A 25279-nucleotide genomic window follows, 5' to 3' on the forward strand; every position below is an offset into this window, starting at 1 on the left:
CGGTAATGTCCGATGCCCGGTCCCTGACACCACATACCACCGCCCGCCGCGCCCTGCGTCGGCGCCTGTTGCTGCGGATGCTGGCGGTGACGCTGCTCTGCGGTCTCGCGGGCGGCGGGTTGGTGGCGCTGGCCGGGATCCCGGCGGCCGGGCCGCTCGGGCTGCTGGCGGGGGGCGCAGGTTTCCTTGCGGCGGCGCGCTTCTGGCGGCTGGAGCCGGGGGTTCCGGTGCTGACCTATCACAGTGTCAGCGATAACGCGGCCTGGTTGCCGTGGCGCTCCGAGATTTCGATCCGGCCGGCCTCGCTCGACCGGCAACTGCGCCTGTTCCGCCGCATGGGGATGCAGATCGTCGACAGCGAGACCCTGGTGCGGGCGCGGCTGGCGGGGCGGCCGGTGCCGGGCAACTGGATGGCGCTGCATTTCGACGACGGTTATCTGGACAATTGGGTGGCCGCCGCGCCGATCCTGCGCCGCCACGGCGCCTGTGCCGCGCTGTTCGTATCCACTGATTTCATCGCGCCGCCGCAGCCCTTGCGCCCGATGATCGGGCACGAGGAGCCGCTGTGCTGGGATGGGTATCTGAGCTGGGACGAGCTTCGCGCGCTCGAGGCCGAAGGCACGTTTCGCATCGAGGCGCATGGCACCGATCATGGTCGCATCGCAACGGGACCCGAGACGGTCGACCGCCTGACGCCCGAGAACGCGGGGCGGCTGTCGTGGATGCAATGGGCGCGGATGCCGGGGGACAAGCACGACTGGTACCTGCGCCGCAACCGGCCGGTGCCTCTGGGCAGCGCCGTGCCGGTCAGCGCGCCGGCGCTTGCCGCGCGGGGCTGGTCGTCGGAAACCGGTCAGGAAAGTGATACCGCCTATGACGCGCGGGTGCGCGCGGTGCTGGCCACCAGCCGCGAGGTGATCGCCCGCGAGATGGGCCGCGCGCCGGTCTTGTTCTGCTGGCCGCAGAATCAGACCAGTGACCGCGCCCGCGCATTGGCCCGCGAGGCGGGGTTCCTTGCGACCACTGCCGGGCAGGCGCGCAACACCGCCTCGGATCCGGCGGCGATCTTGTCGCGGGTTCATATCGGCGAGGATTACGCGGGCTTCCGCTGCGGCTGGATCGACGACCTGGCAGTGCGGGCGCAGATCCGCTGTTTCCAGGGATACGTGGGATGGGTCGCCGTGTTGGGCGCGGTGGGCGCGCTGCGCCGCGCCGTGCGGCTGTTGACCCGGATGCGCGTGTGGGGCCGGGGTCGTGGCGCCGGATCGGGCGCCTTGCAGGAGGGGATGTCATGAAACTGGCCGTTATCGTTACCGAGTTTCCCAAGACCACCGAGACCTTTATCCTGCGCGACCTGATGGTGTTTCTCGAGGCCGGGGTGGACCTGCGCCTGTATCACCTGGCGCCCTGGCGCAATGATCAGATCCTGCACGATTTCGGGGCCGAGGCGGGACGCCGCGCGCGGCACATACCGCTGTTTTCGCCGCGTTCGCTGGCGGCACTGGCAACCCATCCTCTGGCCGCCGCGCGGCTGGCGGGCAGCATCGCGCTGCATCAGGGGCGCGAGGCGAAATTTGCCGCCAAGTCCTTGGCCTTGCTGCCCGCGGCGCTGCGGCTGGGGCAAGAGCTGCGCGACTGGGGCGCCGATCACATCCATGCCGAGTTTGCCGGTCATCCCGCCACCGCCGCCTGGATCGCCCATCGCGTGTCCGGCGTGCCCTACTCGGTCAGCTGCCGGGCGCATGACATTTTCCGCAGCCAGCGCCTGTTGGAACAGAAATTCGCCGATGCCGCGCTGGTGCGGGCGGTCAGCACCTATGCCAGCCGGTTCCTGGCCGAGCATGTGCCCGGCATCCGCCAGCAGGATATCGCCGTCATCCATTCCAGCGTCGATGTCTCGGCCATCGCGCCCAGCGATCCGCCGCCGCCCGAAGACGGGTTCCGCATCCTCTATGTCGGCTCGCTGCAACAGCGCAAGGGCGTCGACGTCCTGCTGCGGGCGCTGGCCGGGTTCGACCGGCCGGACTGGCAGCTTGACATCGTGGGCGACGGCCCGGATCGGGCCAAGCTCGAGGCGCTGAGCGCCGGGCTGGGGCTGGAAGACCGGGTGCATTTTCTCGGCCAGCGGCCATTCGGCGAGATCGACGGGTTCTATCGCGCCGCCTCGGTCTGCGTTGCGCCCTCGATCATCGGGCCCAATGGCCGGACCGAGGGCATTCCGAACGTGATGATCGAGGCGCTGGCCTATGCCCGGCCCGCCATCTCGACCAATGTGTCGGGCATTCCCGAACTGATCCGGCCCGGCGAGACCGGCTGGTTGACCGAGCCGGGCGATGTGGCGGGGCTGACGGCGGCGCTTTGCGCGGTGCATGACGCACCTGAGGCGGCCAGCAAACTGGCCTGGCAGGGGCGGGCGCTTGTCGAGCGCGAGTTCGACCTGCGGGTCAACGCCAGGCGCCAGCTGGAACTGTTCGCCGCTGCCGGCAAGGGGCAGGCGCCGCAGGGCGCCCGCACGGTGACGCCATGACCGCGCCGCGCCCCATCTTTGTTCTGGGCCTGCAACGTTCGGGCACCACGCTCATCGGCAACCTGCTGGCGGCGCATCCGGATGTGGCAGGGGTGACCGATCCGCGCCATAGGGGCATCCACGAGAGCGTGTTCTTCTCGCATTTCGCGCGCGCCTGGGACTGGACCGATGCCAGCGCCCGCGCACAGGCGGTGGCGGCGTTTCTGGACAGCGACTATGGCCGCCTGCTGGACCTGACGGACGAGGACAGGCGACGGTTGGAGCGCGTTGGCGATCCGGAGGTGTTCTTTCACCAGGCGATGACTGCCCATGCCCGCCAGCAGGGCGCGCGGGCCTGGGTCGAGAAATCGCCCCATCACGTGCACGAGGCGGCCCGGATCGCCACTGCCTATCCCGATGCGCGTTTTGTCGCGATCCATCGCGACAGCGCTGGTCTGGTGCGCTCGCGGCTCTGGGCCTATGGCCGGGTGCCGCGCACGGGGCTGGCCCGGTTGCCCGCGGTGCTGCGCGGGGCGCTGTCCAATGCCTATCACCGGCGGGTTCTGCGCCGGTTCGCACGCCAGTTCCCCGAGCGTGTGAGCGTGCTCGACTATCGCGGCTTCGTCGCGGGTGGCGACGCGTCGGTGGCGGCGATGGTCGATGCGCTGGGCTTGCCGCCCGCGCCGGGCCTTGCGCCGGAATACGCGCCCAACAGCAGCTTTGCCGCGCCCGGTGCGGCGGGCGGGCTGACCCGTGCAGACCATGCCGCCATAACGGTGGCCGAGACGCTGTCGGCGCTGGTGCCGCTCTGGCTGCTTGATCGTCTGCGTACCGGCGTCACCGGGCGTCGTCCCGAATTTCCCCGCTGGGTATGGAGCGGCCTCGTGCCGCCGCCAACCACTCGTTCCGGACCCTCGTTCGCGGCGCCGCTTGGCGCCGAGGCGGTGGCCCCATTGCAGGAGAGCCCCTCGCCATGTCGCGACTAGAGTTGATCCACGACCTGCCCAGCCCCGCCCGCAACCGGCCCGCCGACCCGTCCGGCCCGCGCGAGGGGGGTGGCGAGGCACCGCGTCAGAACGAGGCGGGCGCCGCCATCCGCCATGTGGCCGAGTTGATGCGGCAGAGCCGTCGGCTGATCCTGCTGCTGATGCTGGCCTGCGCGGCGCTGTCCTGTGCCTATGCGGTCTACAAGCTGAATTTCTCGCCGGTCTACCGGGCCTCGGCCAAGGTGACCGCCCAGCCCACCGACGCCGAACTGCGCTATTCGCAGGTCTATGTACGCTCGTCCTCGCTGGACAGCGCCAATGTGATCACCCGCAGCCATATCGAATATCTCAAGAGCCGCGAGATCGCCGAGCGCGCCCGGCTCGAGGTGTTCGGCGCCGCGGGGGCCGCGCCCGAAGAACAGCAGATCCCGGCGCTGCTCGCCTTTGCCAAGGAGGCCAAGCAACAGGTCGAGGCCGGTCTGCGCTGGCTCAATTCCGGCAGCGCCGGGGCAGCGGCGGGCGAAAAGGATCTGGTGACCGAGATCCAGGACGCGATCGAACTGAAGATGGTCGAAAGCTCGTTCGTGATGGAAATCTCGGTGGCCTGGGAAGATCCGAAGATTGCCGCTGAACTGGCCAATGTGCTGGCCCGGGTCTATCGCACTCGCAGCCGCGAGCAGGTTGCCGCCACCACGGGCGAACTAACAAGCTTCCTCGAAACGCAGAAACTGGCGACCGAGCGCCGCCTGTCCGACCTGATCGAAGAGCGCAACGCGTTGCGGACCGCCTCGGGCGTGGTCGAGATCGAGACCGAGCGGCGCGAATTGCTGGCCCGGCTGTTTGCCGAATCCGCCCAGCGTGATGCCGACCGGCGCAGCCTGCTGGCCATCCAGGCTCAGCTGCGCGCCTTTCTGCCCGACCGGCCGCTCAACCGGCATGACGGTCTGACCCAGACCACCAAGGAAGAGCTGAACCTGTCGCGGCTGCGCGAGGTGGAACTGGCCGCCGCCGTGGTCGAAAGCGACAAGATCGTCGCCCGGCTGGAACAGCGCATCGCGGCGCTGGCCAAGCTGGAGACCCGGTTCGAGGGACTGAATTCCGAAATCGAGCGCACCCGGGGGCAGCTGAACGATATCGACGCGCGCCTCTTGGAGGTGCGCATCAGCGAGGCGGAAAGTATCGAGACCCTGCGCATCGTTGACCTGGCAAAGCCCCCGGCTCTGCCCGAGGAACCGAAGGTGGTGAACCGGACCGTGATGGGGGCGGTGTCGGGCTTCCTTCTGGCGATGATGGTTGTGCTCAGCCGGGATTACATGGCGACCCGCCTGCGCACCCAGACCGATCTGTCCGGCGTGGCCGGGCTGCGGGTTCTGTCTCCGGCGGCGCTGGAGGCGACCGAACTGACGGGCGCGGCCGCCAGTCCGGCGATGGCCGCCGCCGAGGAGGACATGCGACCCTATCTGGATTGGGATGCGCTGGATACCGATGACATGGTGGCGGTCCTCGACGTGTCGGACCCGCGCCGGGCCGAGGCGGTGGGCCGCCGGGTGATGCAGAGCTATCCCTATAGCGACCAGGTACATACCGGGCTGCTGCGCCGGGCTGTGCGTCCGGGCAACATGCCGCCCAGTGCGGCGGTGCTGATCACGCTGGGCCGGGACGAGCTGTCGGCGGCCGAGCTGCGCGACTATCTGGATCAGCTTCGCAACCTGTCGCGGTCGCTGCCTGTCGCGGTGGCCTATGTCGATATCCGGGGACGCGTGGGATGACCCCGGCGCCGCGGCAGCTGGCGCTGGGCTTTGGCGGCGCGCTGCTGGCCGCCGCTGCCGCCCTGTCCGGACCGGCCCTGGCGGCGGGCCTTCTGGCCACTGCGCTTGGCGGGTTTGCCGTGCTGGGCAACACCGTGCTGGGCGCCTATCTGCTGGTCGCGCTGGCCCAGCTCGACGGGATCGCGTTGCTGGTCGATCAGAGACTGCCGATCTCGCTGTTCAAGGCGGTTACCGCGCTGGTTCTGCTGTCGCTTGTGCTGACGGTGCGGCGCCATCCGTTGATGCAGGGGCGGTTGCGGCTGTCGCCCACGGCGATGTTCACCCTGCTGTTCGCCATTTGGCTGTGTGTCTCGTATCTGGCCTCGGACTGGCAGAGCTATTCCTATGATCATACCAAAGGGTTCTTGCAGACGCTACTGCTGGTGCCGATCCTTGGTCTGACGGTCACCTCGCCTCGGCACCTGCGGCGCATGGTGCTGGTGATCGCGGCCAGCGGCGCGATTTCGGCGGTCTTTGTCATCCTCGAGACCGTGTTCGGACTGCGGCTTTTGCCCTATGCGGACGAGGCCGATGTGGCCGCCTGGCTGGGGGCGGTGCGGTCCGCCGGGGCCTCGGCCTATAACCCTACCACCTCGTCACATCTGATGGCGGTGAGCCTGATGCTGGCGCTGGTGATGGCGCTCTATGACCGGCGCGGGCGGCGGCTGTGGGTCTTGATTTCGCTGCTCTGCCTGGTGGCTCTGCCGATGATGGGCGCGCGATCGGGCGCGATTGCCGTGGCCATGGGGATCGGGCTGATCGGCTTTCGCATGCGGCATCACCGGCTGTTCCCGGTGGTGGCGCTGGGGGCGCTGGCGGCACTGGTGGTCGCGGTGCTGAACGCACCCGATACGCTGGTCGAGCGGTTCGGCGTGCTGGGCGATTTCCTGGGCGAGGGCGATACATCGGACCGGTCGCTGCTGCGGCGGCTCAGCTACAACCAGATCGGACTGGCGCTTTGGGCCGAACATCCGGTGACCGGGCTGGGGCCGGGGGCCTATCCGGTCAATTATGCCAGCGACGCCTTCCGCTGGTATCCCGGGCGCGAGGCCGAGGCGCGGCAGCTCCATAACGCCTATCTCGAGGTGGCGGTGGAAACCGGTATCGTGGGCATTGCGCTGTTCCTGGGCGCGCTGCTGAGCGCGGCCTGGGCGGCGTTGCGGGCCGGGCTGCATCCGGTGACCGAGACACAGCTACTGGCCCAGGCATTGGGGGTCGCGATGGCGGTGTTCATGTTCGCCAGCCTGTTCATGCCCAACGAGGACATCAAATACACCTGGATCCTCGCCGCGCTCTGCGCGCGCGCGGCGCAGCTGGCGCGCGGCTGGCGGGTGGACACGGGGCAGGGGTCATGACGGTGCTGTTCTGGACCTGCCTGGGGCTGATCCTGTTCTCGCTGGTGGGCTATGGATTGCTGTGGATCGGGTTGGCGCGGCTGGTGCCTGACCGCCCGGCCCATCCGCCGGTGACGCAGTCGGCCACGGTTTTGATCGCGGCGCGCAACGAGGCGCGCGATATCGGCGCCAAGATCCGCTCGCTCAGGGCGCAGCGCCGGGACGGTCACCGGGTGCGGGTGCTGGTGGTTTCGGACGGGTCCGAAGATGCCACCCTGACCGAGGCCGCGGCGGCGGCTGAGGGTGACGCTGATATCCAGGTGATCGGGCTTTCACAGCATGGCGGCAAGGCCGCAGCGCTCAATCACGGGTTGGCGATGATCCCCGAGGACGAGATCGTGATCTTCTCGGATGCCAACAGCCTGCTGGACCCGGACGCCTTGATCCGCCTGCTGGCACCCTTTGCCGACCCCGGTGTCGGGGGCAGCATCGGACAACTGGGGATCAAGGGGCGCGACGGGCTGATGGCGCGGGCCGAACGGCTTTACTGGCGTTATGACAATGCGCTGAAACGGGCCGAAGACCGGATCGCGGGCACGGTATCGGCGCAGGGGACGCTTTACGCGGTGCGGCGGGGGCTGGTCGGGGTGGTGCCGGCGGACATGGCCGACGATCTGGCGATCTCGCTGGGCGTGGTGGCGCGCGGATACCGGCTGGCCTATGCGCCGGGCGCGGTGGCGCGCGAGGCGGTGACCTCGAACCTGCGCGGAGAATTCGGGCGGCGGGTGCGCTCGACCGAGCGCGGCTGGCGTGGATTGATGCATTATGCGGGGCTGATGAATCCGGGCCGGACCGGGCTTTATGCGGTGCAACTCTTCTGCCACAAGGTGCTGCGCCGTCTGGTGGCGGTGCTTCTGCCACTGCTGCTGCTGGCCAATATCGCCCTGCTGGATCAGGGCACGTTCTATGTGGCGATGTTCGGCGCGCAGGTCGCGCTTTGTGCCGTTGCGCTGGCCGCGGTGACAACCCGCTGGGGCCGGCAGCTTCCGGGCGCGTCGGTGGCGGTGCTGTTCGTGATGGGGCACGCGGCGATCTTCTGGGCGCTGCTGCGCTATGCGATGGGTGTCCGCTCGACCAAATGGGCGCCGGTGCGCGGATAGCGCGCGGAATCGGGCGCCGGAACCGCGTCAGGCATGTCCTGAGGTCGCGCGGATGCCAGAGGGCATCTGCGGTCCGCGGCACCTCGTGAACAGGTGCCTGTGCTCCTCGGCTTGCTTGAAACGATCGCGGCGCGTCTTGCAAAACAGAGGCCGAGACAGGAGGCAAGCGGCCGACGCCAGGGGGGCTGGCGTTCCACCGGACTGCACTGAGGGTGGTCAGCGATGGTCAGGGCACGCGCTTGGGGCGTGGAGACCGTTCCGCTTGACAAGAGTGCGACGGCCCATCTACACGGCTGTCAGGCAACAGACGCCTGCCGCCCGCCGACATCTGTCACGGTGAAGTTCTGTAGCAGACACGATCTTCGTCCTCCACGGCACCTGTCGCGCGGATGGTAATGCGGGCCCCGTCCAATCCTTGCGCGACCTGAGCCGGAAGGAAAACGGGGTCATGTCGTCCCAGACCAACTCATTTCTCGAAGGGCCGCTTGGCCTGATCTACGCGCGCACGGCGCTTCCCATCATCTTTGTCATGGGCGTGAACGGCGCGCTCGCCGTGGTCGATGCCCTCTTCCTCGGGTATTTCGCGGGACCGCAGGCGCTGGCCGCGGTCACGCTGATGTTTCCGCTCTACATGCTGATCGTCGCGCTGGCCACGCTGGTCTCCTCGGGCATGTCGAGCATCCTTGCCCGGCAGTTCGGCGCCTGGCGCGTTGACGCGGCGCGCGCCACGTTCTCGGCGGCGCACGGGCTCGCGGTCTTTATCGGTCTGATCCTGATCGTGCTCTTCCTGACTTTTGGCAAGCCGGTTGCGGTCTTGGCCGCCGGCGGGTCAGAGGACCTGGCCGAGATGGGGCTGATCTACCTGCGCATCAGTGTCTTTGCCGCGCCGTTGATCTTTGTGCTTTCGGTCAATTCCGATGCCCTGCGCAATGAAGGGCTGGTGATGTTCATGGCCGCGATGAGCCTGCTCGTGTCGCTTGCAAACATGGGCTTCAACTATGTCCTGATCGGCCTGTTCGACATGGGCGTGGCGGGCTCTGCCTATGGCACCGCGATGGCACAGGCCCTGGCGCTGGCCATTATCCTCACATTCCGGGTCTTTGGCGACACCGGGTTGCGACCCTCTGCGCTCTGGCACCATTCGCCGCTGTCGGGGTGGCGGGACATTCTCGCGCTCGGCGCGCCGCAAAGCCTCAATTTCCTCGGGTTCGCGCTGGGATCGGGGGCGATCATCGTCGCGCTGCAATGGGTGGAGGCCCCGGATTACGACGCGAGTGTTTCGGCCTACGGGATCGTCACGCGGCTGATCACCTTTGCCTTCCTGCCGCTCCTTGGCCTTGCCCATGCGATGCAGACGATTACGGGCAACAATTATGGGGCGGGCGCCTTGCGTCGCAGTGACACGAGCCTTCGGACAGCGGTCCTCGCGGCTTTCGGTTATTGCCTGGCGCTACAGATCGGCATGACAGCTTTTGCCACTCCGATCGGATCGGCCTTCGTTTCGGATCCGCGAGTCGTGGCGGAGGTCGCGCGCATCTTGCCGGTGATTTCGGCCGGGTTCTTCGCCGCGGGGCCGCTGATGATGATCGCCATGCATTTCCAGGCCATCGGCGACGCGGGTCGCGCGGCGATACTGGGGCTTTCCAAACCCTATCTTTTCGCCGTGCCGCTGACATTCGCGCTGGCGGGCGCGTTGGGAGAGCCGGGTATCTGGTTCGCGGCCCCGGTAGCGGAGGTCCTGCTCGTCGGGCTGACGGCGCTCGTGTTGGCGCAAGTCGCACGCGCGCAGTCCCTGCGCTGGGGTCTTTTCACCACGGCTGGGCAAGTGCGGGCATGACACGCGATTTGTCGACGATCGCCGAGGCCAAGCAGGCGGCGAAGCAGTTGCGCGATTGCCTCGCCGAACAGGGCGAGGCGATCGGTCACGCGCGGGCGCTGGAGCGGATCGCCCAGCGGTACGGGTTCCGTGACTGGAACGCGCTGCATGCCGCGTTGCGCGACCGCTCGCCACAAGGCTGGGAGGCAGGCGGCCGGGTGACCGGCCGCTACCTGTCGCAGCCCTTCGCCGCAACGGTGCTGGCCGCCGACCAACTCCGACCCGGTTGGTTCCGGCTGGTGCTCGACCTCGACGAGGCGGTCGACGTGGTCCGGTTCGACAGCTTCTCCAACCTTCGCAAGCGGATCAGGGTCGAGGTCGGCCCCGAGGGTCACTCGACCGAACGGACATCCGACGGCACGCCGCATGTCGCGCTCGATCTCGACCGACCCGGTGCGGAGAGGACAACCGATGAACCATGAGTTGATCTTTTCGCTCGCCGGGCTGATTGCGATGGCCGGTTGGGCCGCGCTCCTGCTGTCGCCGCTCATCCCGGTCTGGTCGGACAGGATCGCAGGGCTTGTCATTCCCGGCATCCTCTCGGCGGGCTACGTCGTGATCCTGATCGCCGTTCCGGCCCCCAGCGGCGGCTTTGGCAGCTTCGCCGAGATGAGGGACCTTTTCTCGCACGCCGATGCGCTCATGGCGGGATGGATCCATTTCCTCGCCTTCGACCTGCTGATCGGGGCTTGGATCTGTCGGCAGGGGCGTCGCAATGGTTTGCCCTACTGGTCCGTCGCACTGTGCTTGCCGGTGACTTTCCTGTTCGGGCCGGCGGGCTTGCTGCTGTTTCTGCTCGTCCGGGCCTTGCAACGCGCGTTTGGTGGCCGATTGGCATGACACGCGTCGCCTGACCTGGCCCGTCACCGCTCTACCGGGTGACAGGCCGTTTGGTCGCTTGCCGCCCCTGCGTCAGCAGGGCTCCGTCGCCGTTGCGTTGCGGGTGTCGAACAGCCCCGTGAAGCGAGGGGTGACAAGGGCGGGACAGCCGTGCCCCGATCAGCGCCGCGAGGCTGACGCAGCCGATCCAGACGCCGCCTGCGATCTCGTTACCGCCGCCAAGCCCCAACTCGACCGCGTGCAGCGTCGTCCACAGCTCCGCCGTGCCAGCAGGGTCCCGCGTGCGAAGTTCCGCGACCTGCTCCAGCGCGACATTCGCGATCATGCCTGCGCCGAGGACCAGAGCGGCCCAGACAAGGCCGAACCCCTTCGTGACAGCGGCCCAGCCCGGCGCCGTGTTCGCCAGTCTTTCGGACAGAGCAACCACGAGAACAACAAGCGCGAGGGCGTTCAGCAGATAGATAGTACTGTTCCACGCGGTCAGGATGCCGGGCCGTGCGTCGTTTAAGTCAAGCACCGCGACGGGGTCGATCTCGTTCGTGCCATAGCCGAGCGGGGCGAAATGCGTCACCAACAGGGCGAAACCGATCAGATAGGATGCGGCACAGGTTAGGGAGGCCAAGCCGCCTGCGCGGGCAAGCGTCATGTCGGATCTCCTTCGGGCAAGGCAGGGGATGACGACGGTGGGCGTTCCGCCAGCGCAGCGAAATACCCGGCAAGACGGCGGGTGCCGAACGGCGCTCCGACCATGTCGAGCGACATCGCCGTCAGGAAGAACTGAGCCGGCCCATTGATCCGGCGCGGGGTGATCCAGGGCAATAACGCCAGAGCGGCCTTGCGCAACGTGTCGGGCAGCCGGGTGATCCGCGGGGGGCGGTCCAGTGCGGCGAAGGCCATCCGGGCGATCTCGGTGTGGGTAAAGGTCTCGGGCCCGCCAACGTCCAGCCAGCCGCGTCCGGCCTCGGTCGCATCGGCGACCGCTGCTGCAAGGTCCGCGCGATGGATCGGGTTGATGTGGTTGGCACCGGAACCAAAAAGCCAGACCCGCCCCGCCCGCGCCATGGAGAAAAACTCGCCCATGTCGGAGAAGTAACCCGACGGCGCGATCACGGTCGATGCTATCCCCGACGCTTGCAGCGCGTGGACGAAATCCGCCTTGGCGGACACCAGAGGGACATGACGCATCGCTTGCGCGCGTATGACATGCACATAGGCGAAGCGTCCCACGCCGGCTCGTTCCGCTTCGCGCAAAAGGTTCAGGTTGGCGCCGAAATCCACCACCCGATAGCTCAGCCCATCGGCCTGCCGCGTGATCCCCAGCGCGGACACGACAAGGTCAATTCCCGTCAGCAACCCGGTCAGGGTTTCGGGTTGGGTCGCCTGGGCCTCGATCAGCGCGTCGGCAACAAGATCCTTCGCATGACGCCGGTCCCGCACCAGTGCCGTCACGCGGTAGCCGCGCGCGTGATACTCCGCGCATAGGAAGCGGCCGAGATAGCCGGTTGCACCGGCGATCAGGACGGATGGCATGGGGCACCTCCGATGGCCTTGGGATTCAGGTCTTGCGATGCAGCATGGGATGGACGGTCGGCTCACCCGCGATCTCGGGCACACCGGTATCCCGCCTGAGACGCGCCCATGTGAGGAAACGGGGTGCATGCGCGTTGGACGACCAGGTCAAACGGGCGAGATCGACGAGGGACAGCACGCCGGACAGGCGGCGCTGGGGGCGATATATTGGGGTGTGCATGGAGATCTCCGTTTCGATGTGTTTCGTCAGAAGCGGTCATCCGACGACGCGGTATCCGCGTCCGCGCAGGCAATCCACGACGATGGATTCGCGCCGTTCGCTTGCATTGACGGCGCCTGCGACACCACCGGCAACTGCACCCGCAATGGCACCGCCCACCGCATCCGCATCGTCGTCGGCAGCGCCAAGCAGCGCGCCGGCACTGGCGCCAAGGAGGGTCGCGCCTGCGGTCTCCTGATCGAACTGGCGCTGATCGCGGGCCAGCGCCTGGCAGGCGGATAGGTCGGCTTGGAAGGCGGCCGTGGGTTGGCCGTCGAGGATCGGCGTGTAGCCTGCACCGCTGTCCGCGCAGGCACCGACAAGAACGGACAAAAGGCAAAGCGAAATCGTGGCATGTTTCATTGGTATCATTCCGAGAAAAAAGAGAGTCTGCGCGCAGAGGCGGTCTGCACGCTGTTGGGGGCATCGACTGTTATCGGTGAGCGCGGCGGTCTAGCCGGGGCCGTCCAGGCGCGGCGCCTGTGCGTCGTGCGACCCGCGAAACCGCTCGCGGTACTCCGAGGCGGAAACACCCAGATGCCGCTGGAAAGCCCGGCGCATCCGTTCGGCGTTCTGAAAGCCCGTTTCCATCGCGATCAGTTCGACACCTCTCGCAGTCGTCTCCAGTGCGACCCTTGCGGCCTGCACCCGCGCCGCCTCGACATAGGCCGCCGGCGTCAAGCCCGTCTCGTGCTTGAAGCGCCGCGAGAAGGTGCGTTCGGACAGTCCTGCGCGCGCGGCAAGCGCCGTCACGGTCAGCGGGTCGTCGGGATTGGCGAGGACGAAATCCAATGTGGCGTTGATTGCCGGGTCCTCGGCGCGCTGCGCCACCAGATGCGCGCTGAATTGCGACTGGCCCCCTGGCCGCATCATGTACATGACGCTGAAGCGTGCGACCTGAAGCGCGGCCGCGTGGCCGAGGTCGTCCTCGATCAGCGCAAGGGCCAGGTCCATCCCCGAGGTCACACCGGCCGAGGTCCAGATATTGCCGTCGCGCACATAGATCGAATCCCGGTCCACCCGAACGTCCGGGTAGTCGGTTTCCATCTTTGGGCACCAGAACCAGTGCGTGCTGGCGCGTTTGCCATCCAAGAGACCCGCCTCGGCCAGCACGAGCGCCCCGGTGCAGATCGACGCGATCCGCCGGGCCCGTGGGGCGGCGGCGCGCAAGAACGCCACCAGGGCCGGATCCTTCATCGCGGCCGAGCTGCCATGCCCGCCCGCGATCATCAGCGTGTCGATGGCGCGATCGTCGGCCAGAACATCCTCGAAGGACAGCGCGGCGGTGATCGTCAGACCCGAGCTTGCCGGGAGCGGCCCGGCCCTCTCGGCGACGATGCCGATGTCGTAGGGTTGCAGACCATCGGCGCTGAAATAGGCCGTTGTTGCCAGGATCTCGAGCGGCCCGATCACGTCAAGGTTGTGGGCGCCGGGATAGGCGACCATCAATACGCGGCGCGGCGACCGGGTTGACATATGGAATTCACTGCGTGTCATGGTCTGACACTAGCGCGAATGGCGGCCTGTCGGTTAGGACAAAGACCCCACGCTTTCTGCCAATTCGCAGTGCTTTGCCCCTGGCGCCCATTCGCCTTAGGATGGGCGCCATGGGCTATGTAACCTCTCTCTTCGCGCGCAAGGTGGTCGCTGCGGCCGGCAACGCCATCGACGGCGCGGCGTTCCTGCGCGGCGCGGGCATAGATCCTGAAGGCGCATGGGACCCGAAAGCGATGATCCCGGACGGCCTCTATTATGGCCTGCTCGAACGGATCGCGGCGGAGGTCGATGTCACCGATCTGCCGCTGCGGGTTGGGGCGTCGATGCGGCTTGATGAATACGGTGCGCTCGGCCTTGCATTCAAGGCGGCAACGACGCTGGGCGCATCTTATGCGCGGGTCGAACGGTATGCGCGGCTCTGGACCAGCGTTGTGGAGTACGAGCTGCGCCAGGATCCGCGCGGCACGCTCTTCATCCTGCATCGCGAGGGCGCGCGCCGTTTGGGGATGCGGTTGTCGAACGAGGCGACGCTTGCGAGTTCCGTGTCGATTGCCCGGCAGGTCAGCCCGGTGCCGGTTGCGCCGCTCGAGGTGCTGATCCGCCATCCCGCGCCACGGTCTGTCGCCGCCCATGAGGACTGGTTCGGCAGTCCAGTCCGGTTCGATGCGGAACTCGACGCCATCCTTTTTTCCCGCGAGATGCTGGCGCAGCCGAACATCCTCGGGGATGTGGGCATTTCCCGCTACCTCGCGGATCATCTCGAACGCGAACTCTCGGAGATCGCCGACGAGGTCCCGCTGGTTACGCGGACAAAGGAGGCCATCGCGCAGGCGCTGAGCGAGGGCGCACCGAAGATGGCCGAGATCGCGCGCGATCTCGGGCTCAGCGCCCGGTCGTTCCACCGGCGGCTTTCCGAGCACGGCATGAGCTTTCAGACCCTGACCGAAGAGACCCGGCGCGACCTGGCCGAAGGACTCTTGCGTGACGATCGGCACTCGCTGGCCGAGATCGCGTTTCTGACGGGGTTCGCCGAACAGAGTTCCTTCACCCGCGCCTTCAAACGTTGGGTCGGCATGACACCTGCGAGCTACCGCAAGGAACGCGTCGGCCGCTGACCGGCCCTGGCGGCGTCGGTCAAGACGTTGGCGACCCCGGTCAATACGGGTCGGCGGCGATTGCCTATCCCTTGGTCCATCAACTCGAACCAGGGAGAAACCCATGCAACACCAACCCATCCTCGTCATTGGCGCCACCGGCAAGACCGGGTTCCGCGTCGCAGCAAAGCTGGAAGCCAAGGGCCTTCCCGTCCGCCGCGGCTCTCGCAGCTCCGGCACTCCCTTCGACTGGGAAGCGCCCGAAACCTGGGCCCCCGCGCTGACCGGTGCCCGGGCAGCCTATGTCACCTACTTCCCCGATCTTGCGTTCCCCGGCGCGGTCGAAAAGCTCGAGTCCCTCGTCGAGACAGCGAAAGACGTCGGCGTCGAGCATCTGGTCCTGCTCTCGGGCCGTGGCGAGCACCACGCCCGGCTGGGCGAAGAGGTCGTGCGCCAGTCCGGCGTGGACTTCACCATCGTTCGTGCCGCTTGGTTCGCGCAGAACTTCTCCGAAGGGTATCTGCGCGATCCGGTTCTGGCCGGCGTGCTGCCGATGCCGGGCGGCGATATTGCGGAGCCGATCATCGATATCGAGGACATTGCCGATGTGGCGGTCGCGGCGTTGACCGAAGAGGGCCACAAGGGCCGGCTCTACGAAGTTACGGGTCCTCGATTGATGACCTTCGCCGAGATGGCCGGGGTGTTGAGCGAGGCCACCGGGCAGAAGATCCGCCATATCCCGATCAGCTTCGAGGATTTCCACGCGAATGTCGCGGCCGCGGGTGGCGATTTCGTCGCGGATGTCTTCACCGCGATCGCTCGCGAGACGCTCGACGGCCGCAACGCCCACACGACCAACGGCGTCATGCAGGCCCTCGGCCGTCCGCCCCGCGATTTCGCCGAGTTCGCGCATTCCGCAGCCAAGGCGGACGCGTGGATGGTCGCGGCCTGAGCCTCGTTGTCGGACCAATTCGGAGAAAACCCGATGACACCTGTTCAAAAAATCGCACTCGGCGTCGCTGGCATCACTTCACTGGGCATCGGCGCTTTCATCCTCGTTGCTCCGCATGCCTTCTATGCAGGCTACGGGATCGTTCTGGGGCAAGAGCCCAGCCTGCTGAGCGAGTTGCGCGCGCCCGGAGCCGCTCTCGCCGCCTTCGGAGCCGTGATGCTGGCCGGTATCGTGCGGCCGGCGCTGCGGCAAGCCGCCGTGATCGCTGCGCTGACCGTCTTCCTTGCCTTCCCGGCGGGCCGGGTTCTGGGCCTTGTCGTCGACGGAGTACCCTCGGGCGGCATTCTGGGCGCTCTGGGCCTGGAACTCGCGATCGCCGGGTTCTGCCTGTTCGCGTTTCGACGAAGTGCTGATCCCGCAATCACCGGCTTCGCTACCCGCTGACCGACATTTCGATGCGGTGCGACAGCCATCTGTCCCGCCGCATCCTTCGCCAAGAAAGGAATTGTCCGATGACCCCTGTCGTCTTCGTCCTGATGCAATTCGCGATCCTCGCCTATGCGCTGGTCGCGGGCGTCTTCCTCGCCTTTTCAGACTTCATCATGCGCTCGCTCGCCCTTACCGGTGGCGTCGGCGGCGTGGAGGCCATGCAGGTCATCAACCGCGAGGTCTTTCGCTGGTTGTTCATGGCTCTGTTCCTCGGCATGGCCGGCATATCGGTCTTCCTTGCCGGGTATGCCTGGTTCGGGCTCGACGGCCCGGCGGCGACGCTGATCCTGCTCGCCGCGCTGGTCTATCTTGTCGGATGCTTCGGCGTCACGGTCGCCTTCAACGTGCCGCTGAACGAGGCGCTGGCCGGGATGGACTTGTCGCTGGACGCGACGCGGGAGTACTGGCAGCAGACCTATCTGCCGCGCTGGACCTTCTGGAACTCGGTGCGAACCGGCGCGGCGGCGCTGGGTGCGGCTCTCATGCTTTTCGGACTCCTGTGGATGACGCAAGGCCAGGCACGGCCGACCTGACGCAGATCGGACAGGGCGGGGTCGGCCAGACCTCCCGCCCGGTTCACCTTTGCGCTTCCGGCATGCTCTTGGCGATCTGGGCAGCAGGACCTGCCGGGCCAGCCAGCCCGATCACGCGGATCTCGGAAACCTGTTTCTCTCGCTCACGCAGACCATCGACGCGCTTGCGATAGCCATCGACCTTGCCACTGTCGGGCCCCGCCTGCCGGATCAACGCGGTCTGACGCGCCCGGATGAAGGCGGATTTCATCGGGACGCGTGTATGACCGTGCCCTGCTGCCGCTCCGGATTGATGCGTCCGCCATGCCGGAGTCCTGCCCGGGCCACGGCGGCTGTTACGCACCGGCATTGCCAAAATCGGCAACCGCAAAATCGATCAGCGCGCGCACCTTTCGAGGCAGCGTGCGCCCTTCAAGGTAGACGGCAGCGACGTCGCCGCGTTCCCCGGTATGGCTTTCAAACAACCGGACCAGCTCGCCGCAATCGAGCGCACCGCGCAAGGCGAAACCGGGCACATAGGCGACCCCGAGACCGCGACGTGCCAGATCGACCGCGGCACTTGCCGAATTGACGTGAAACCGGCCTTCGATCTGAACCACGACCTGAGTGCCGTCATGTTCGAAGGCCCAACGCCGGGGATTCCGGCGGTTGGTATCGACGATGCAACTGTGTTCTGAGAGGTCGTTTGGCGTTTCTGGGAGGCCGGCCCGTGCGACATAGGCCGGACTGGCGACAGGCAGGCTCTGGAACGTGCCCAGCCGTCGGACCTTGAGAGAGGCTATGTCAAAGCGTCCAATCCGAAAGGCCAGGTCGATCCCTTCTGCGGCAAGATCGCTGAAGGCATCGCTCAGCCTGAGATCGATGGTGATCCCTGGGTGAAGTTCGGAGAACCGTGCCAGCATACCCGCGATGTAGACCTCGCCGAAGGTGATCGGAGCGGAAATCCTTAGAACGCCCGACAACCCTTTCGAGGAGTCCGAGATATCGGCAAGCAATTCGTCAAGATCGTCCAGCAGGGCAGGGGCTCGGGACAGAAGATCGGACCCGGCCGGGGTCAGGCCAACTTTGCGGGTTGTGCGCTGAAAGAGCCGCACACCGAGACGCTGCTCGAGCTCGGCCACATATTTCGAGGTCAATCGGTTCGACATGCCCAGCTGTGCTGCCGCCCCGGTGAAGGAGCCGGACTGCGCGGTAGCGACAAAAGCGCGGAGTTGATCAAAAAGGTCCATGTGATCATTGCGAACAAAACGTGGAAATTAATTCGCGATATTCGCCATTTTGAGGGTCATCTGCAAGGCCTATGTTCCTTCACAGAAAAGCTGTCTCCGGGCGGCTTTCAACAAAAGGACAAGGATATGACCACGCACACGAATTCTGACTATGCTGCCTTCGCACTTCGCGTCACCAGCGGTTCGCTCTTTCTTGCCCATGGCTGGCTGAAGATCAGCGTCTTCACCGTCGCCGGAACCGTCGGCTTTTTCGAGAGTCTCGGCCTGCCGGGGCTTCTGGCCTATTTCACGATCGCTGCCGAGATCGTCGGAGGGATCGCCCTGATCCTCGGCATCGGCACGCGGCTTGTCTCATTGGCGCTGATCCCGGTGCTTCTGGGCGCCACCTGGGTTCATGCCGGCAATGGCTGGCTGTTCTCGGCCGAAGGCGGCGGCTGGGAGTTCCCGATCTTCTGGGCAGTCGTTCAGGGTGCGATTGCAGCGCTCGGCAGCGGTGCCTTCGCCCTGAAAGTCCCGGCGCTGCAGCGGGCGCTGGGCCAGTTCGCCTGATCTTCCCATCACTCCCGGGCGGCCCTTGGGCCGCTCGGACACACTCGAAAGCGGCCCATCATGCGTATTCACAGCCTACAAGACCTCAAGGATCGATTTGCGCCCTCTGACCGGATGCCGGTCGTTTTCCTCGGGCATGGCAGCCCGATGCATGCGATCGAAGACGGGCCGTTCAGTCGATCCTGGGCGCTGCTTGGCCAGAGCCTGCCGCGACCCAAGGCGATCCTCGTCGTCTCGGCGCATTGGATGACCAATGGAACGACCCTTGTGGATGTCTCGGCCATGCCGCGCACGATCCACGATTTTTACGGCTTCCCCGAGGCGCTTTTTCAACAGCGCTACCCGGCCCCCGGCCAGCCCGACCTGGCGCGCGAGGTCGTGTCGCTTCTGGGCAGCCACCGCGCCGCCGGGGATGATACCTGGGGCCTCGACCACGGTGCCTGGGCTGTCCTGAAGTTTCTTTATCCCGATGCGGATGTTCCGGTCTTTCAGGTCTCGGTCGACATGGGACGGGGGCTGGACCATCAACTGGAAATCGGCCGCGCTTTGACGGACCTGCGGGACCGGGGCATCCTGATCCTCGGCTCGGGCAATGTCGTCCACAACCTGCGGGCCATGCGCCCGGGTGGCACGCCACTGGATTTCGCGCAGGAGTTCGATGCGCTTTTTGCCGATCGTCTCGTGGACCGGGATTTCCGCGCGCTGGCGGATGCGGAAGGGCTGGGCGCACTTCTCACCGCAGCTCATCCGACCGTGGATCACTACTTGCCAGCCCTGACCATCGCCGGCGCGTCAGATGCGCGCGACGAATTGACTTTCATGACCGATGCCATCGATCTCGGATCGGTGTCGATGCGGTCGTTCATCTTTCACGCAACCTGAGGAGACCGACACATGCTTGTGGACGGCAAATGGATGGAAAACTGGCAGCCGGTGCAAAAGGCCGACAAGGACGGCCGCTTCGTGCGCCAGACCTCCAGCTTTCGCAACTGGATCACGCCGGACGGTGCGCCCGGCCCGACAGGCGAGGGCGGGTTCAAGGCCGAACCTGGCCGCTATCGGCTTTATGTTGCGCTGATCTGCCCTTGGGCGTCGCGGACGCTGATAGCGCGCAAGCTCAAGGGCCTGGAGGACCTGATCCCGGTGACCGTGGTGAACCCGACCCTGACGGATCAGGGATGGAGTTTCGGTGGCTTTGCCGGCGCTGACGCGGATCCGCTCCTCGGCGCGCGCTATATGCACGAGATCTACACCCGGGCCGACCCGCAGTTCACCGGACGCGCCACGGTTCCGGTGCTTTGGGACACCATGCGGAACGTGATGGTAAACAATGAAAGCGCCGATATCCTGCGCATGTTCGATAGCGCCTTCGAACATCTCGTGCCCTCCGATCTGCGGCTCTATCCCGCGCATCTGGCGGCAGAGATCGACGCTCTCAACCCGCGCCTTTACGACTTGCTCAATAACGGCGTCTACAAGGTGGGGTTCGCAACGTCCCAGCGCGCCTATGAAGAGGCGCTGGAGGGTGTGTTCACCATGCTGGGCGAGCTTGAGGAGCGGCTGACGGGCGGCTACCTGTTCGGCGACTGCTTGACGGAAACGGATATTCGCGCCTTTGTGACGCTGATCCGGTTCGACGCCGCCTATCATGGCCTGTTCAAGACCAACCGGCGACAGGTCAGGGATTACCCGCGTCTGTCGGGCTACCTCGCGCGGATGCTCGACCTGCCTGGTGTGCGAGAGACAGTGGACATCGACCACATCCTGCAAGGCTACTATTCGATAAAGGCGCTCAATCCCACTGGGATCGTGCCGAAAGCGCCGGATCACATTGCGGACCTGCTGCGCGCCTGAGGATGCGGCACAAAAAAAGCGGCGGGCAAGGATTTCCCTTGCCCGCCGCTCTTCGTTTTTGTGCCCGGTCGGCCTCTATCCGACGGTGCTTCCCAGCCAGAGCGTGATTGCGGGGAAGGCGACCAGCACGGCAAGGCGTACGACATCGACCGCGATGAAGGGGACGAGGCCCTTGAAGATCCGAACCACCGGTACATCGGGCAGAACGGCCTTGAGAACGAAGACGTTCATTCCGACCGGCGGTGTGACCAGTGCGATCTCGGTCACCACGATCACGATGATCCCGAACCAGACAAGGTCGAACCCTTGAGCGACGACGATGGGCGCGAAAAGCGGCACGAAGATCAGGATGATCGCCATGGAGTCCATCACGCAACCCAGCACCATGAACACGAGCATGATCGCAAAGATCAGGGCATAGCCTTCCAACCCTGTGGATTGCACCAATGCCAGGACACCGGCCGCAAGCCCCGACAAGGTCAGCAACTTGGACAGCATCAGCGCGCCGAACAGGACCGTATAGAGCGACACCGACGTATAGGCCGTGTCGATGATCACCCTGCGCAGCACGGCCCAGGTCAGCCGCCCGTGAAAGGTGGCAATCAGGATCGCAAGGCCCGCGCCCATGCCGGCCGCCTCGGTCGGCGTGAAGAGCTTGGCATAGAGGCCGCCGATGATGAGACCGAAGAGCAGAACGAAAGGCCAAATGCCGGACAGTGCTTTCAGCTTTTCCGGCCACGGGGTCTTTTCGCCTTGAGGGGCGTGGCTGGGATTACGGGCTGCAACGAAGCGGATCGCGGCCATATAAAGCGCAAGGCCCAGCAGACCGGGGATCACACCGGCGATGAACAGGTCAGGCCACGTTCCAGCTGCGCGCCGCGCTGGAACAGCGCGCCTTCGACAAGGTCATCGGCTGGAACTACCACCCCGAGATGCTGCCGAACCTGGCCCAGGTTGCCGAAGAGGCCGGCGTGCCGTTCGAGGCGGTTGATCTGCCCGGAATGGATGAGGCGGATGTGATCATTTCGATCACTTCGGCCTTCTCGCCGTCCCTCATGGCGGATCACGTCAGCCCGGGCACCCACATCGCCTGCATGGGAACCGACACCAGGGGCAAGCAAGAGGTCGAGGCCGCGCTTGTGGCCCGCGCGACCGTGTTCACCGATGAAGTGGCGCAGTCGGTCAGCATCGGCGAGGCACAACACGCGATCGCGGAGGGTTTGATCACGCAAGCCGATATCGTCCAGTTGGGCGCCGTGATCAACGGCACCCATCCGGGCCGCACCGCCAACGATCAGATCACCCTCTTCGACGGCACCGGCGTCGGTTTGCAGGACCTCGCCGTCGCCGCCGCAGTCGTCAACCTGGCAATAGACCGCGGCGTCGCAATCCAGGTCGACTTCTAATCGGTAGCCATCCACGCAAAGGATCCGTTGCAGGCGTCACCATTGGTGGCGCCTGTTTTCGTTCGAGAGGTGTCGCAGGCACCCGCATGTCTCGTCAGGGTATCACCCAAGACCCCTCCAATCATCGACAGAATCCGGCGCGGGCGGGCAATCTGCATTCAACAGAAACCTGCAAATGTGGTGAGCCCCAGTGACCAAGATTGACCAGATCGAGACCCTGATCCTCGACATCCCCACCATTCGTGGTCACGTGCTTTCGATGGCGACGATGCGCACGCAAACTGCCGTGCTCGTCAAGGTCAAGTTCTCGGACGGCTCCGAAGGCATCGGCGAAGGCACGACGATTGGCGGGCTGAGCTACGGACCGGAAAGCCCCGAAGGCATCCAGTCGGCGATCGAGACCTATATCGCCCCGGCGTTGCTTGGCCGAAACGGCGATGATGTGAATGGTGCGATCCAGCTGATCGACAAGCTGGTCAAAGGCAATCGCATCGCCAAGACAGCTGTCGAGATTGCCCTCTGGGACGGGCTGGGCAAGCGCTTGGGCGTGCCGGTGTCGCAACTTTTCGGCGGGGCCGTGCACGAGCGTCTGCCGGTCGCGTGGACACTGGCCTCGGGCAATTCGGAGACAGACATCACTGAGGCCCAGGAGATGATCGAAACCCGCCGCCACAACATCTTCAAGCTGAAGATCGGCAAGCGGTCTGTCCGCGAGGATGTGGCGCATGTGGCAAGGATCAAGGAAGCCGTGGGCGACACCGCCAGCGTGCGCGTCGATGTGAACACTGCGTGGTCCCTGCAAGAGGCCCGCTGGGGTCTGAAGGGCTTGCAAGAGGCGGGGTGCGAGTTGGTCGAACAGCCGGTACCCGCCCGCTATCGCAGCGCCATGACGGAACTGGCCAAAGGCTATGAGATTGCCGTGATGGCGGACGAGGCACTGAACGGACCCGAGGACGCATTGGAGGTCGCCTCGGCCCGCGCGGCGGATGTGTTTGCGGTCAAGATCGGCCAGTCTGGCGGGCTCAAGCGCGCATCTGAAGTTATCGCCATCGGGCAGGCGGCGGGACTGGGTCTTTATGGCGGCACCATGCTGGAAACCGGTCTGAGCACCGCTGCGGCCCTGCAGCTCTTCTCGACCGTCGAGGATCTGGCCTGGGGCACCGAACTCTTCGGCCCGCTCCTGCTGACCGCAGACATTCTCGCCGAGCCGATCATCTACCGCGATTTCTGTGTCGAGATCCCCAAGGGCGTCGGCATCGGTGCTGCGCTTGATCCCGACAAGATCGAATTCTTCCGCCGTGACGGCGGGCGGACAATGAAAGCCGTCGCTGGCGAATAGACCCGCGACACGACCATCAAACCCGGCCAAGGCGCAAGACAAGGTGCTGAGGCAGTCAGGAGGAGGACTAAAGAATGTTCACCCAATCCAATCTCGATGAATTCGAAGCGCGGCTCGACGGCGCGATCCAGGACGACCCGGAAAACGGCATCTTTCGCTGCCGCCGGGACATCTTCACCGACGAAGAGCTGTTCGAGCTTGAGATCAAGCACATCTTCGAAGGCAACTGGATCTACATGGCGCATGAAAGCCAGATCCCGAACCCGGGCGATTACTTCACCCTGACCATGGGCCGCACGCCCGTCGTCATCACCCGCGACAAGGACGGCGAGCTGCACGCGCTGGTCAACGCCTGTTCGCACCGGGGCGCGCAGCTGTGCCGCTTCAAGCGCCGCAACCAGAAGACCTTTACCTGCCCGTTCCACGGCTGGACCTTTTCCAACACCGGCAAGCTCCTGAAGGTCAAGGACCCCAAGGGCGCGGGCTATCCCGAGCAGTTCAACAAGGACGGCAGCCATGACCTGACCAAGGTTGCCCGGTTCGAGAACTACCGTGGCTTCCTCTTCGGCTCGCTCAATGCCGATGTGAAGCCGCTGGAGGAATACCTCGGCGAAGCGCGCAAGATGATCGACATGATCGTCGATCAGGCCGACGAGGGTCTCGAAGTGCTGCGCGGTTCGTCCACCTACACCTTTGACGGCAACTGGAAGCTTCAGGCCGAAAACGGCGCCGACGGCTACCACGTCTCGGCCGTGCACTGGAACTATGTCGCCACGACGGCGCACCGGACCGATGACGGCAAGGAAGACAACATCAAGGCGACCGATGCGTCCAAATGGGCCAAGCAGCGCGGCGGCTTTCATGCCTACGAGAATGGTCACATCCTGCTCTGGACCGAATGGGCCGACCCGACCAACCGCCCGAACTATCCGCGTCTGGAGGAATGGACCGAGAAGTACGGCAAGACCAAGGCCGAATGGATGGTGGGCGTGCTGCGCAACCTCTGCCTTTATCCGAACGTCTTCCTGATGGACCAGTTCTCCAGCCAGATCCGCGTCTTCCGCCCCGTCTCGGTCGACAAGACCGAGGTCACGATCTACTGCATCGCGCCCAAGGGCGAGAGCCAGGAAGCGCGCACCCGCCGCATCCGCCAATACGAGGACTTCTTCAACGCCTCCGGCATGGCGACGCCGGATGACACCGAGGAGTTCCGGGCCACCCAGCGTGGCTACGCCGGCGCATCGCACGCAAAGTGGAATGACCTGACACGCGGCGCGACCCAATGGATCGAAGGCCCGGATGAAGACGCCAAGGCCCTGGGCATCAACCCGGTTCTGTCCGGCGCCCGCACCGAGGACGAAGGTCTGTTCGTCATTCAACACAGCAACTGGTCCGAGCGGATGGGTGAAGCCATCGCAAAGGAACGCGAAACCGCGCCTCAGGCGTCGGTCGCCGCCGAGTGAGGAGGAAAGAACATGACAACTGCAACTCTTGATCGCCCTGCAACCGGCGCGATGAGCTTCGAAGACATTCAGGCCTTCCTCTTCGCGGAGGCCCGTGCTCTGGACGACCGCGACTGGGATACCTGGCTGACATTCTATCACAAGGACTGTCCGTTCTGGATGCCCACATGGGATGACTTCGACATGCTGACGGAGGATCCGCAGAACGAGATGTCCTTGATGTACTACCCCAACAAGCAGGGGATCGAGGACCGCGTGTTCCGGATCAAGACCGACCGGTCGTCGGCGACCTCGCTGCCGGAGCCGCGCACCAACCACTACCTGTCGGGCATCGAAGTGCTGAGCCGGGAGGGCGACGAAATCAAGCTGCGCTTCAACTGGCAAACGCTGAGCTATCGTTACCACGAGACCGATACCCACTGGGGCACGTCGTTCTACACGATCGACACCAGCGGCGTGAGGCCGCTGATCACCGACAAGAAGGTGGTCCTGAAGAACGATCACATTCACCACGTGATCGACGTCTACCACGTTTGATCCCCGATCTCCGGGAAACTGAAAACCTCCGCGCATCC

Annotated in this window: 27 protein-coding genes and 1 pseudogene; 20 read left to right on the forward strand and 8 right to left on the reverse strand. The window is 65.6% G+C overall.

The features are described from left to right. The first annotated feature begins 5 nt into the window (after window positions 1-5). The 9 genes from AC2FLM_RS20620 to AC2FLM_RS20660 all read left to right on the forward strand — a co-directional run bounded on the left by AC2FLM_RS20620 (window position 6) and on the right by AC2FLM_RS20660 (window position 10510). The gene (locus AC2FLM_RS20620; RefSeq protein WP_496859775.1) at window positions 6-1295 is read left to right on the forward strand and encodes a polysaccharide deacetylase family protein; all 1290 of its coding nucleotides are present in this window, start codon (window positions 6-8) and stop codon (window positions 1293-1295) included. Further along, a complete protein-coding gene (locus AC2FLM_RS20625; protein ID WP_496859777.1) occupies window positions 1292-2527 on the forward strand; it encodes a glycosyltransferase family 4 protein in 1236 nt (411 codons plus the stop codon). The genes AC2FLM_RS20620 and AC2FLM_RS20625 overlap by 4 nt, the downstream gene beginning before the upstream one ends. Further along, window positions 2524-3492, forward strand: coding sequence for a sulfotransferase family protein (locus AC2FLM_RS20630; RefSeq protein ID WP_496859778.1), 969 nt, complete (start codon window positions 2524-2526; stop codon window positions 3490-3492). Before AC2FLM_RS20625 ends, AC2FLM_RS20630 begins: the two co-directional genes overlap by 4 nt. Next, window positions 3480-5261, forward strand: coding sequence for a GumC domain-containing protein (locus AC2FLM_RS20635; RefSeq protein ID WP_496859780.1), 1782 nt, complete (start codon window positions 3480-3482; stop codon window positions 5259-5261). Before AC2FLM_RS20630 ends, AC2FLM_RS20635 begins: the two co-directional genes overlap by 13 nt. Next, a complete protein-coding gene (locus AC2FLM_RS20640; protein ID WP_496859781.1) occupies window positions 5258-6655 on the forward strand; it encodes an O-antigen ligase family protein in 1398 nt (465 codons plus the stop codon). Before AC2FLM_RS20635 ends, AC2FLM_RS20640 begins: the two co-directional genes overlap by 4 nt. After that, window positions 6652-7794, forward strand: a complete 1143-nt coding sequence (locus tag AC2FLM_RS20645; RefSeq protein WP_496859783.1) for a glycosyltransferase family 2 protein — start codon at window positions 6652-6654, stop codon at window positions 7792-7794. Before AC2FLM_RS20640 ends, AC2FLM_RS20645 begins: the two co-directional genes overlap by 4 nt. Before the next feature lie 448 nt (window positions 7795-8242). Continuing rightward, a complete protein-coding gene (locus AC2FLM_RS20650) occupies window positions 8243-9631 on the forward strand; it encodes an MATE family efflux transporter (protein WP_496859784.1) in 1389 nt (462 codons plus the stop codon). Beyond that, window positions 9628-10092: a glyoxalase superfamily protein gene (locus AC2FLM_RS20655; protein WP_496859785.1), complete on the forward strand. Its 465-nt coding sequence runs from the start codon at window positions 9628-9630 to the stop codon at window positions 10090-10092. Before AC2FLM_RS20650 ends, AC2FLM_RS20655 begins: the two co-directional genes overlap by 4 nt. Further along, window positions 10082-10510 (forward strand): ABA4-like family protein, encoded by a 429-nt coding sequence (locus tag AC2FLM_RS20660; RefSeq protein WP_496859787.1) that lies wholly within the window; start codon window positions 10082-10084, stop codon window positions 10508-10510. Before AC2FLM_RS20655 ends, AC2FLM_RS20660 begins: the two co-directional genes overlap by 11 nt. Window positions 10511-10541: 31 nt before the next feature. Here AC2FLM_RS20660 and AC2FLM_RS20665 read toward each other — a convergent pair whose 3' ends face one another. From AC2FLM_RS20665 to AC2FLM_RS20685, 5 genes are all read right to left on the reverse strand, one after another. Then, the gene (locus tag AC2FLM_RS20665) at window positions 10542-11156 is read right to left on the reverse strand and encodes a hypothetical protein (protein WP_496859789.1); all 615 of its coding nucleotides are present in this window, start codon (window positions 11154-11156) and stop codon (window positions 10542-10544) included. Further along, complete coding sequence (locus AC2FLM_RS20670) at window positions 11153-12040, reverse strand: SDR family oxidoreductase (RefSeq protein ID WP_496859790.1); 888 nt, start codon at window positions 12038-12040, stop codon at window positions 11153-11155. Before AC2FLM_RS20670 ends, AC2FLM_RS20665 begins: the two co-directional genes overlap by 4 nt. A 25-nt stretch (window positions 12041-12065) precedes the next feature. Further along, the gene (locus AC2FLM_RS20675; RefSeq protein ID WP_496859792.1) at window positions 12066-12260 is read right to left on the reverse strand and encodes a hypothetical protein; all 195 of its coding nucleotides are present in this window, start codon (window positions 12258-12260) and stop codon (window positions 12066-12068) included. A 36-nt stretch (window positions 12261-12296) separates the two neighbouring features. After that, window positions 12297-12662: a YMGG-like glycine zipper-containing protein gene (locus tag AC2FLM_RS20680; RefSeq protein WP_234218757.1), complete on the reverse strand. Its 366-nt coding sequence runs from the start codon at window positions 12660-12662 to the stop codon at window positions 12297-12299. Window positions 12663-12752: 90 nt separating this feature from the next. Continuing rightward, on the reverse strand, window positions 12753-13796 hold the full coding sequence (locus tag AC2FLM_RS20685) for a GlxA family transcriptional regulator (protein ID WP_496859793.1): 1044 nt from the start codon (window positions 13794-13796) through the stop codon (window positions 12753-12755). A 110-nt stretch (window positions 13797-13906) separates the two neighbouring features. Here AC2FLM_RS20685 and AC2FLM_RS20690 point away from each other — a divergent pair, with 110 nt between their 5' ends. From AC2FLM_RS20690 to AC2FLM_RS20705, 4 genes are all read left to right on the forward strand, one after another. Further along, window positions 13907-14911, forward strand: a complete 1005-nt coding sequence (locus AC2FLM_RS20690) for an AraC family transcriptional regulator (RefSeq protein WP_496859794.1) — start codon at window positions 13907-13909, stop codon at window positions 14909-14911. Between the two features lie 103 nt (window positions 14912-15014). Further along, the gene (locus tag AC2FLM_RS20695) at window positions 15015-15842 is read left to right on the forward strand and encodes an NAD(P)H-binding protein (RefSeq protein WP_496859795.1); all 828 of its coding nucleotides are present in this window, start codon (window positions 15015-15017) and stop codon (window positions 15840-15842) included. Window positions 15843-15875: 33 nt separating this feature from the next. Further along, the gene (locus AC2FLM_RS20700) at window positions 15876-16286 is read left to right on the forward strand and encodes a DUF4345 domain-containing protein (protein WP_234218752.1); all 411 of its coding nucleotides are present in this window, start codon (window positions 15876-15878) and stop codon (window positions 16284-16286) included. A gap of 68 nt (window positions 16287-16354) precedes the next feature. Continuing rightward, complete coding sequence (locus tag AC2FLM_RS20705; RefSeq protein ID WP_496859796.1) at window positions 16355-16864, forward strand: anthrone oxygenase family protein; 510 nt, start codon at window positions 16355-16357, stop codon at window positions 16862-16864. A 43-nt stretch (window positions 16865-16907) separates the two neighbouring features. On the opposite strand, the gene AC2FLM_RS20710 is transcribed toward AC2FLM_RS20705, so the two are convergent. Both AC2FLM_RS20710 and AC2FLM_RS20715 read right to left on the reverse strand, forming a co-directional pair. After that, window positions 16908-17114, reverse strand: coding sequence for a hypothetical protein (locus AC2FLM_RS20710; protein WP_496859797.1), 207 nt, complete (start codon window positions 17112-17114; stop codon window positions 16908-16910). Between the two features lie 85 nt (window positions 17115-17199). Then, window positions 17200-18093, reverse strand: a complete 894-nt coding sequence (locus AC2FLM_RS20715) for a LysR family transcriptional regulator (RefSeq protein WP_496859798.1) — start codon at window positions 18091-18093, stop codon at window positions 17200-17202. Between AC2FLM_RS20715 and AC2FLM_RS20720 the strand changes: the two genes are divergently transcribed. From AC2FLM_RS20720 to AC2FLM_RS20730, 3 genes are read left to right on the forward strand one after another with little or no spacing between them, the layout of a single operon-like run. Then, the gene (locus AC2FLM_RS20720; protein ID WP_496859799.1) at window positions 18076-18642 is read left to right on the forward strand and encodes a DoxX family protein; all 567 of its coding nucleotides are present in this window, start codon (window positions 18076-18078) and stop codon (window positions 18640-18642) included. The two genes, AC2FLM_RS20715 and AC2FLM_RS20720, sit on opposite strands and share 18 nt — an antisense overlap. Before the next feature lie 60 nt (window positions 18643-18702). After that, window positions 18703-19524, forward strand: a complete 822-nt coding sequence (ygiD, locus tag AC2FLM_RS20725; protein ID WP_496859800.1) for a 4,5-DOPA-extradiol-dioxygenase — start codon at window positions 18703-18705, stop codon at window positions 19522-19524. Window positions 19525-19536: 12 nt separating this feature from the next. After that, entirely contained in the window at window positions 19537-20496 is a 960-nt protein-coding gene (locus tag AC2FLM_RS20730) for a glutathione S-transferase family protein (RefSeq protein WP_496859801.1), read from the forward strand. Between the two features lie 75 nt (window positions 20497-20571). Here the strand turns inward: AC2FLM_RS20730 and AC2FLM_RS20735 are convergent, their stop codons facing one another. Then, on the reverse strand, window positions 20572-21333 hold the full coding sequence (locus AC2FLM_RS20735; protein WP_496859802.1) for a TRAP transporter large permease subunit: 762 nt from the start codon (window positions 21331-21333) through the stop codon (window positions 20572-20574). Window positions 21334-21350: 17 nt separating this feature from the next. Between AC2FLM_RS20735 and AC2FLM_RS20740 the strand changes: the two are divergent. The 4 genes and pseudogenes from AC2FLM_RS20740 to benB form a co-directional block, all read left to right on the forward strand. After that, a pseudogene (locus AC2FLM_RS20740) lies at window positions 21351-21902 on the forward strand (ornithine cyclodeaminase family protein); the annotation flags it as partial. A gap of 190 nt (window positions 21903-22092) precedes the next feature. Further along, window positions 22093-23241 (forward strand): muconate cycloisomerase family protein, encoded by a 1149-nt coding sequence (locus AC2FLM_RS20745; RefSeq protein ID WP_496859803.1) that lies wholly within the window; start codon window positions 22093-22095, stop codon window positions 23239-23241. A gap of 74 nt (window positions 23242-23315) precedes the next feature. Continuing rightward, window positions 23316-24704, forward strand: a complete 1389-nt coding sequence (benA, locus tag AC2FLM_RS20750; protein WP_496859804.1) for a benzoate 1,2-dioxygenase large subunit — start codon at window positions 23316-23318, stop codon at window positions 24702-24704. A 12-nt stretch (window positions 24705-24716) separates the two neighbouring features. Then, window positions 24717-25241, forward strand: a complete 525-nt coding sequence (gene benB, locus AC2FLM_RS20755; protein ID WP_496859805.1) for a benzoate 1,2-dioxygenase small subunit — start codon at window positions 24717-24719, stop codon at window positions 25239-25241. The last annotated feature ends 38 nt before the right edge of the window (window positions 25242-25279 follow it).

The sequence above is a fragment of the Ruegeria sp. SAZD011 genome (genome assembly GCF_059612545.1).

Coding starts and splice junctions, on each gene's coding strand:
- AC2FLM_RS20665 (WP_496859789.1), bottom strand. CDS start 11,156: ATGACGCTTGCCCGCGCAGGCGGCTTGGCCTCCCTAACCTGTGCCGCA.
- AC2FLM_RS20705 (WP_496859796.1), top strand. CDS start 16,355: ATGACCCCTGTCGTCTTCGTCCTGATGCAATTCGCGATCCTCGCCTAT.
- AC2FLM_RS20680 (WP_234218757.1), bottom strand. CDS start 12,662: ATGAAACATGCCACGATTTCGCTTTGCCTTTTGTCCGTTCTTGTCGGT.
- AC2FLM_RS20715 (WP_496859798.1), bottom strand. CDS start 18,093: ATGGACCTTTTTGATCAACTCCGCGCTTTTGTCGCTACCGCGCAGTCC.
- AC2FLM_RS20730 (WP_496859801.1), top strand. CDS start 19,537: ATGCTTGTGGACGGCAAATGGATGGAAAACTGGCAGCCGGTGCAAAAG.
- benB (WP_496859805.1), top strand. CDS start 24,717: ATGACAACTGCAACTCTTGATCGCCCTGCAACCGGCGCGATGAGCTTC.
- benA (WP_496859804.1), top strand. CDS start 23,316: ATGTTCACCCAATCCAATCTCGATGAATTCGAAGCGCGGCTCGACGGC.
- AC2FLM_RS20620 (WP_496859775.1), top strand. CDS start 6: ATGTCCGATGCCCGGTCCCTGACACCACATACCACCGCCCGCCGCGCC.
- AC2FLM_RS20660 (WP_496859787.1), top strand. CDS start 10,082: ATGAACCATGAGTTGATCTTTTCGCTCGCCGGGCTGATTGCGATGGCC.
- AC2FLM_RS20650 (WP_496859784.1), top strand. CDS start 8,243: ATGTCGTCCCAGACCAACTCATTTCTCGAAGGGCCGCTTGGCCTGATC.
- AC2FLM_RS20685 (WP_496859793.1), bottom strand. CDS start 13,796: ATGACACGCAGTGAATTCCATATGTCAACCCGGTCGCCGCGCCGCGTA.
- AC2FLM_RS20670 (WP_496859790.1), bottom strand. CDS start 12,040: ATGCCATCCGTCCTGATCGCCGGTGCAACCGGCTATCTCGGCCGCTTC.
- ygiD (WP_496859800.1), top strand. CDS start 18,703: ATGCGTATTCACAGCCTACAAGACCTCAAGGATCGATTTGCGCCCTCT.
- AC2FLM_RS20675 (WP_496859792.1), bottom strand. CDS start 12,260: ATGCACACCCCAATATATCGCCCCCAGCGCCGCCTGTCCGGCGTGCTG.
- AC2FLM_RS20695 (WP_496859795.1), top strand. CDS start 15,015: ATGCAACACCAACCCATCCTCGTCATTGGCGCCACCGGCAAGACCGGG.
- AC2FLM_RS20640 (WP_496859781.1), top strand. CDS start 5,258: ATGACCCCGGCGCCGCGGCAGCTGGCGCTGGGCTTTGGCGGCGCGCTG.
- AC2FLM_RS20625 (WP_496859777.1), top strand. CDS start 1,292: ATGAAACTGGCCGTTATCGTTACCGAGTTTCCCAAGACCACCGAGACC.
- AC2FLM_RS20630 (WP_496859778.1), top strand. CDS start 2,524: ATGACCGCGCCGCGCCCCATCTTTGTTCTGGGCCTGCAACGTTCGGGC.
- AC2FLM_RS20655 (WP_496859785.1), top strand. CDS start 9,628: ATGACACGCGATTTGTCGACGATCGCCGAGGCCAAGCAGGCGGCGAAG.
- AC2FLM_RS20710 (WP_496859797.1), bottom strand. CDS start 17,114: ATGAAATCCGCCTTCATCCGGGCGCGTCAGACCGCGTTGATCCGGCAG.
- AC2FLM_RS20700 (WP_234218752.1), top strand. CDS start 15,876: ATGACACCTGTTCAAAAAATCGCACTCGGCGTCGCTGGCATCACTTCA.
- AC2FLM_RS20635 (WP_496859780.1), top strand. CDS start 3,480: ATGTCGCGACTAGAGTTGATCCACGACCTGCCCAGCCCCGCCCGCAAC.
- AC2FLM_RS20690 (WP_496859794.1), top strand. CDS start 13,907: ATGGGCTATGTAACCTCTCTCTTCGCGCGCAAGGTGGTCGCTGCGGCC.
- AC2FLM_RS20645 (WP_496859783.1), top strand. CDS start 6,652: ATGACGGTGCTGTTCTGGACCTGCCTGGGGCTGATCCTGTTCTCGCTG.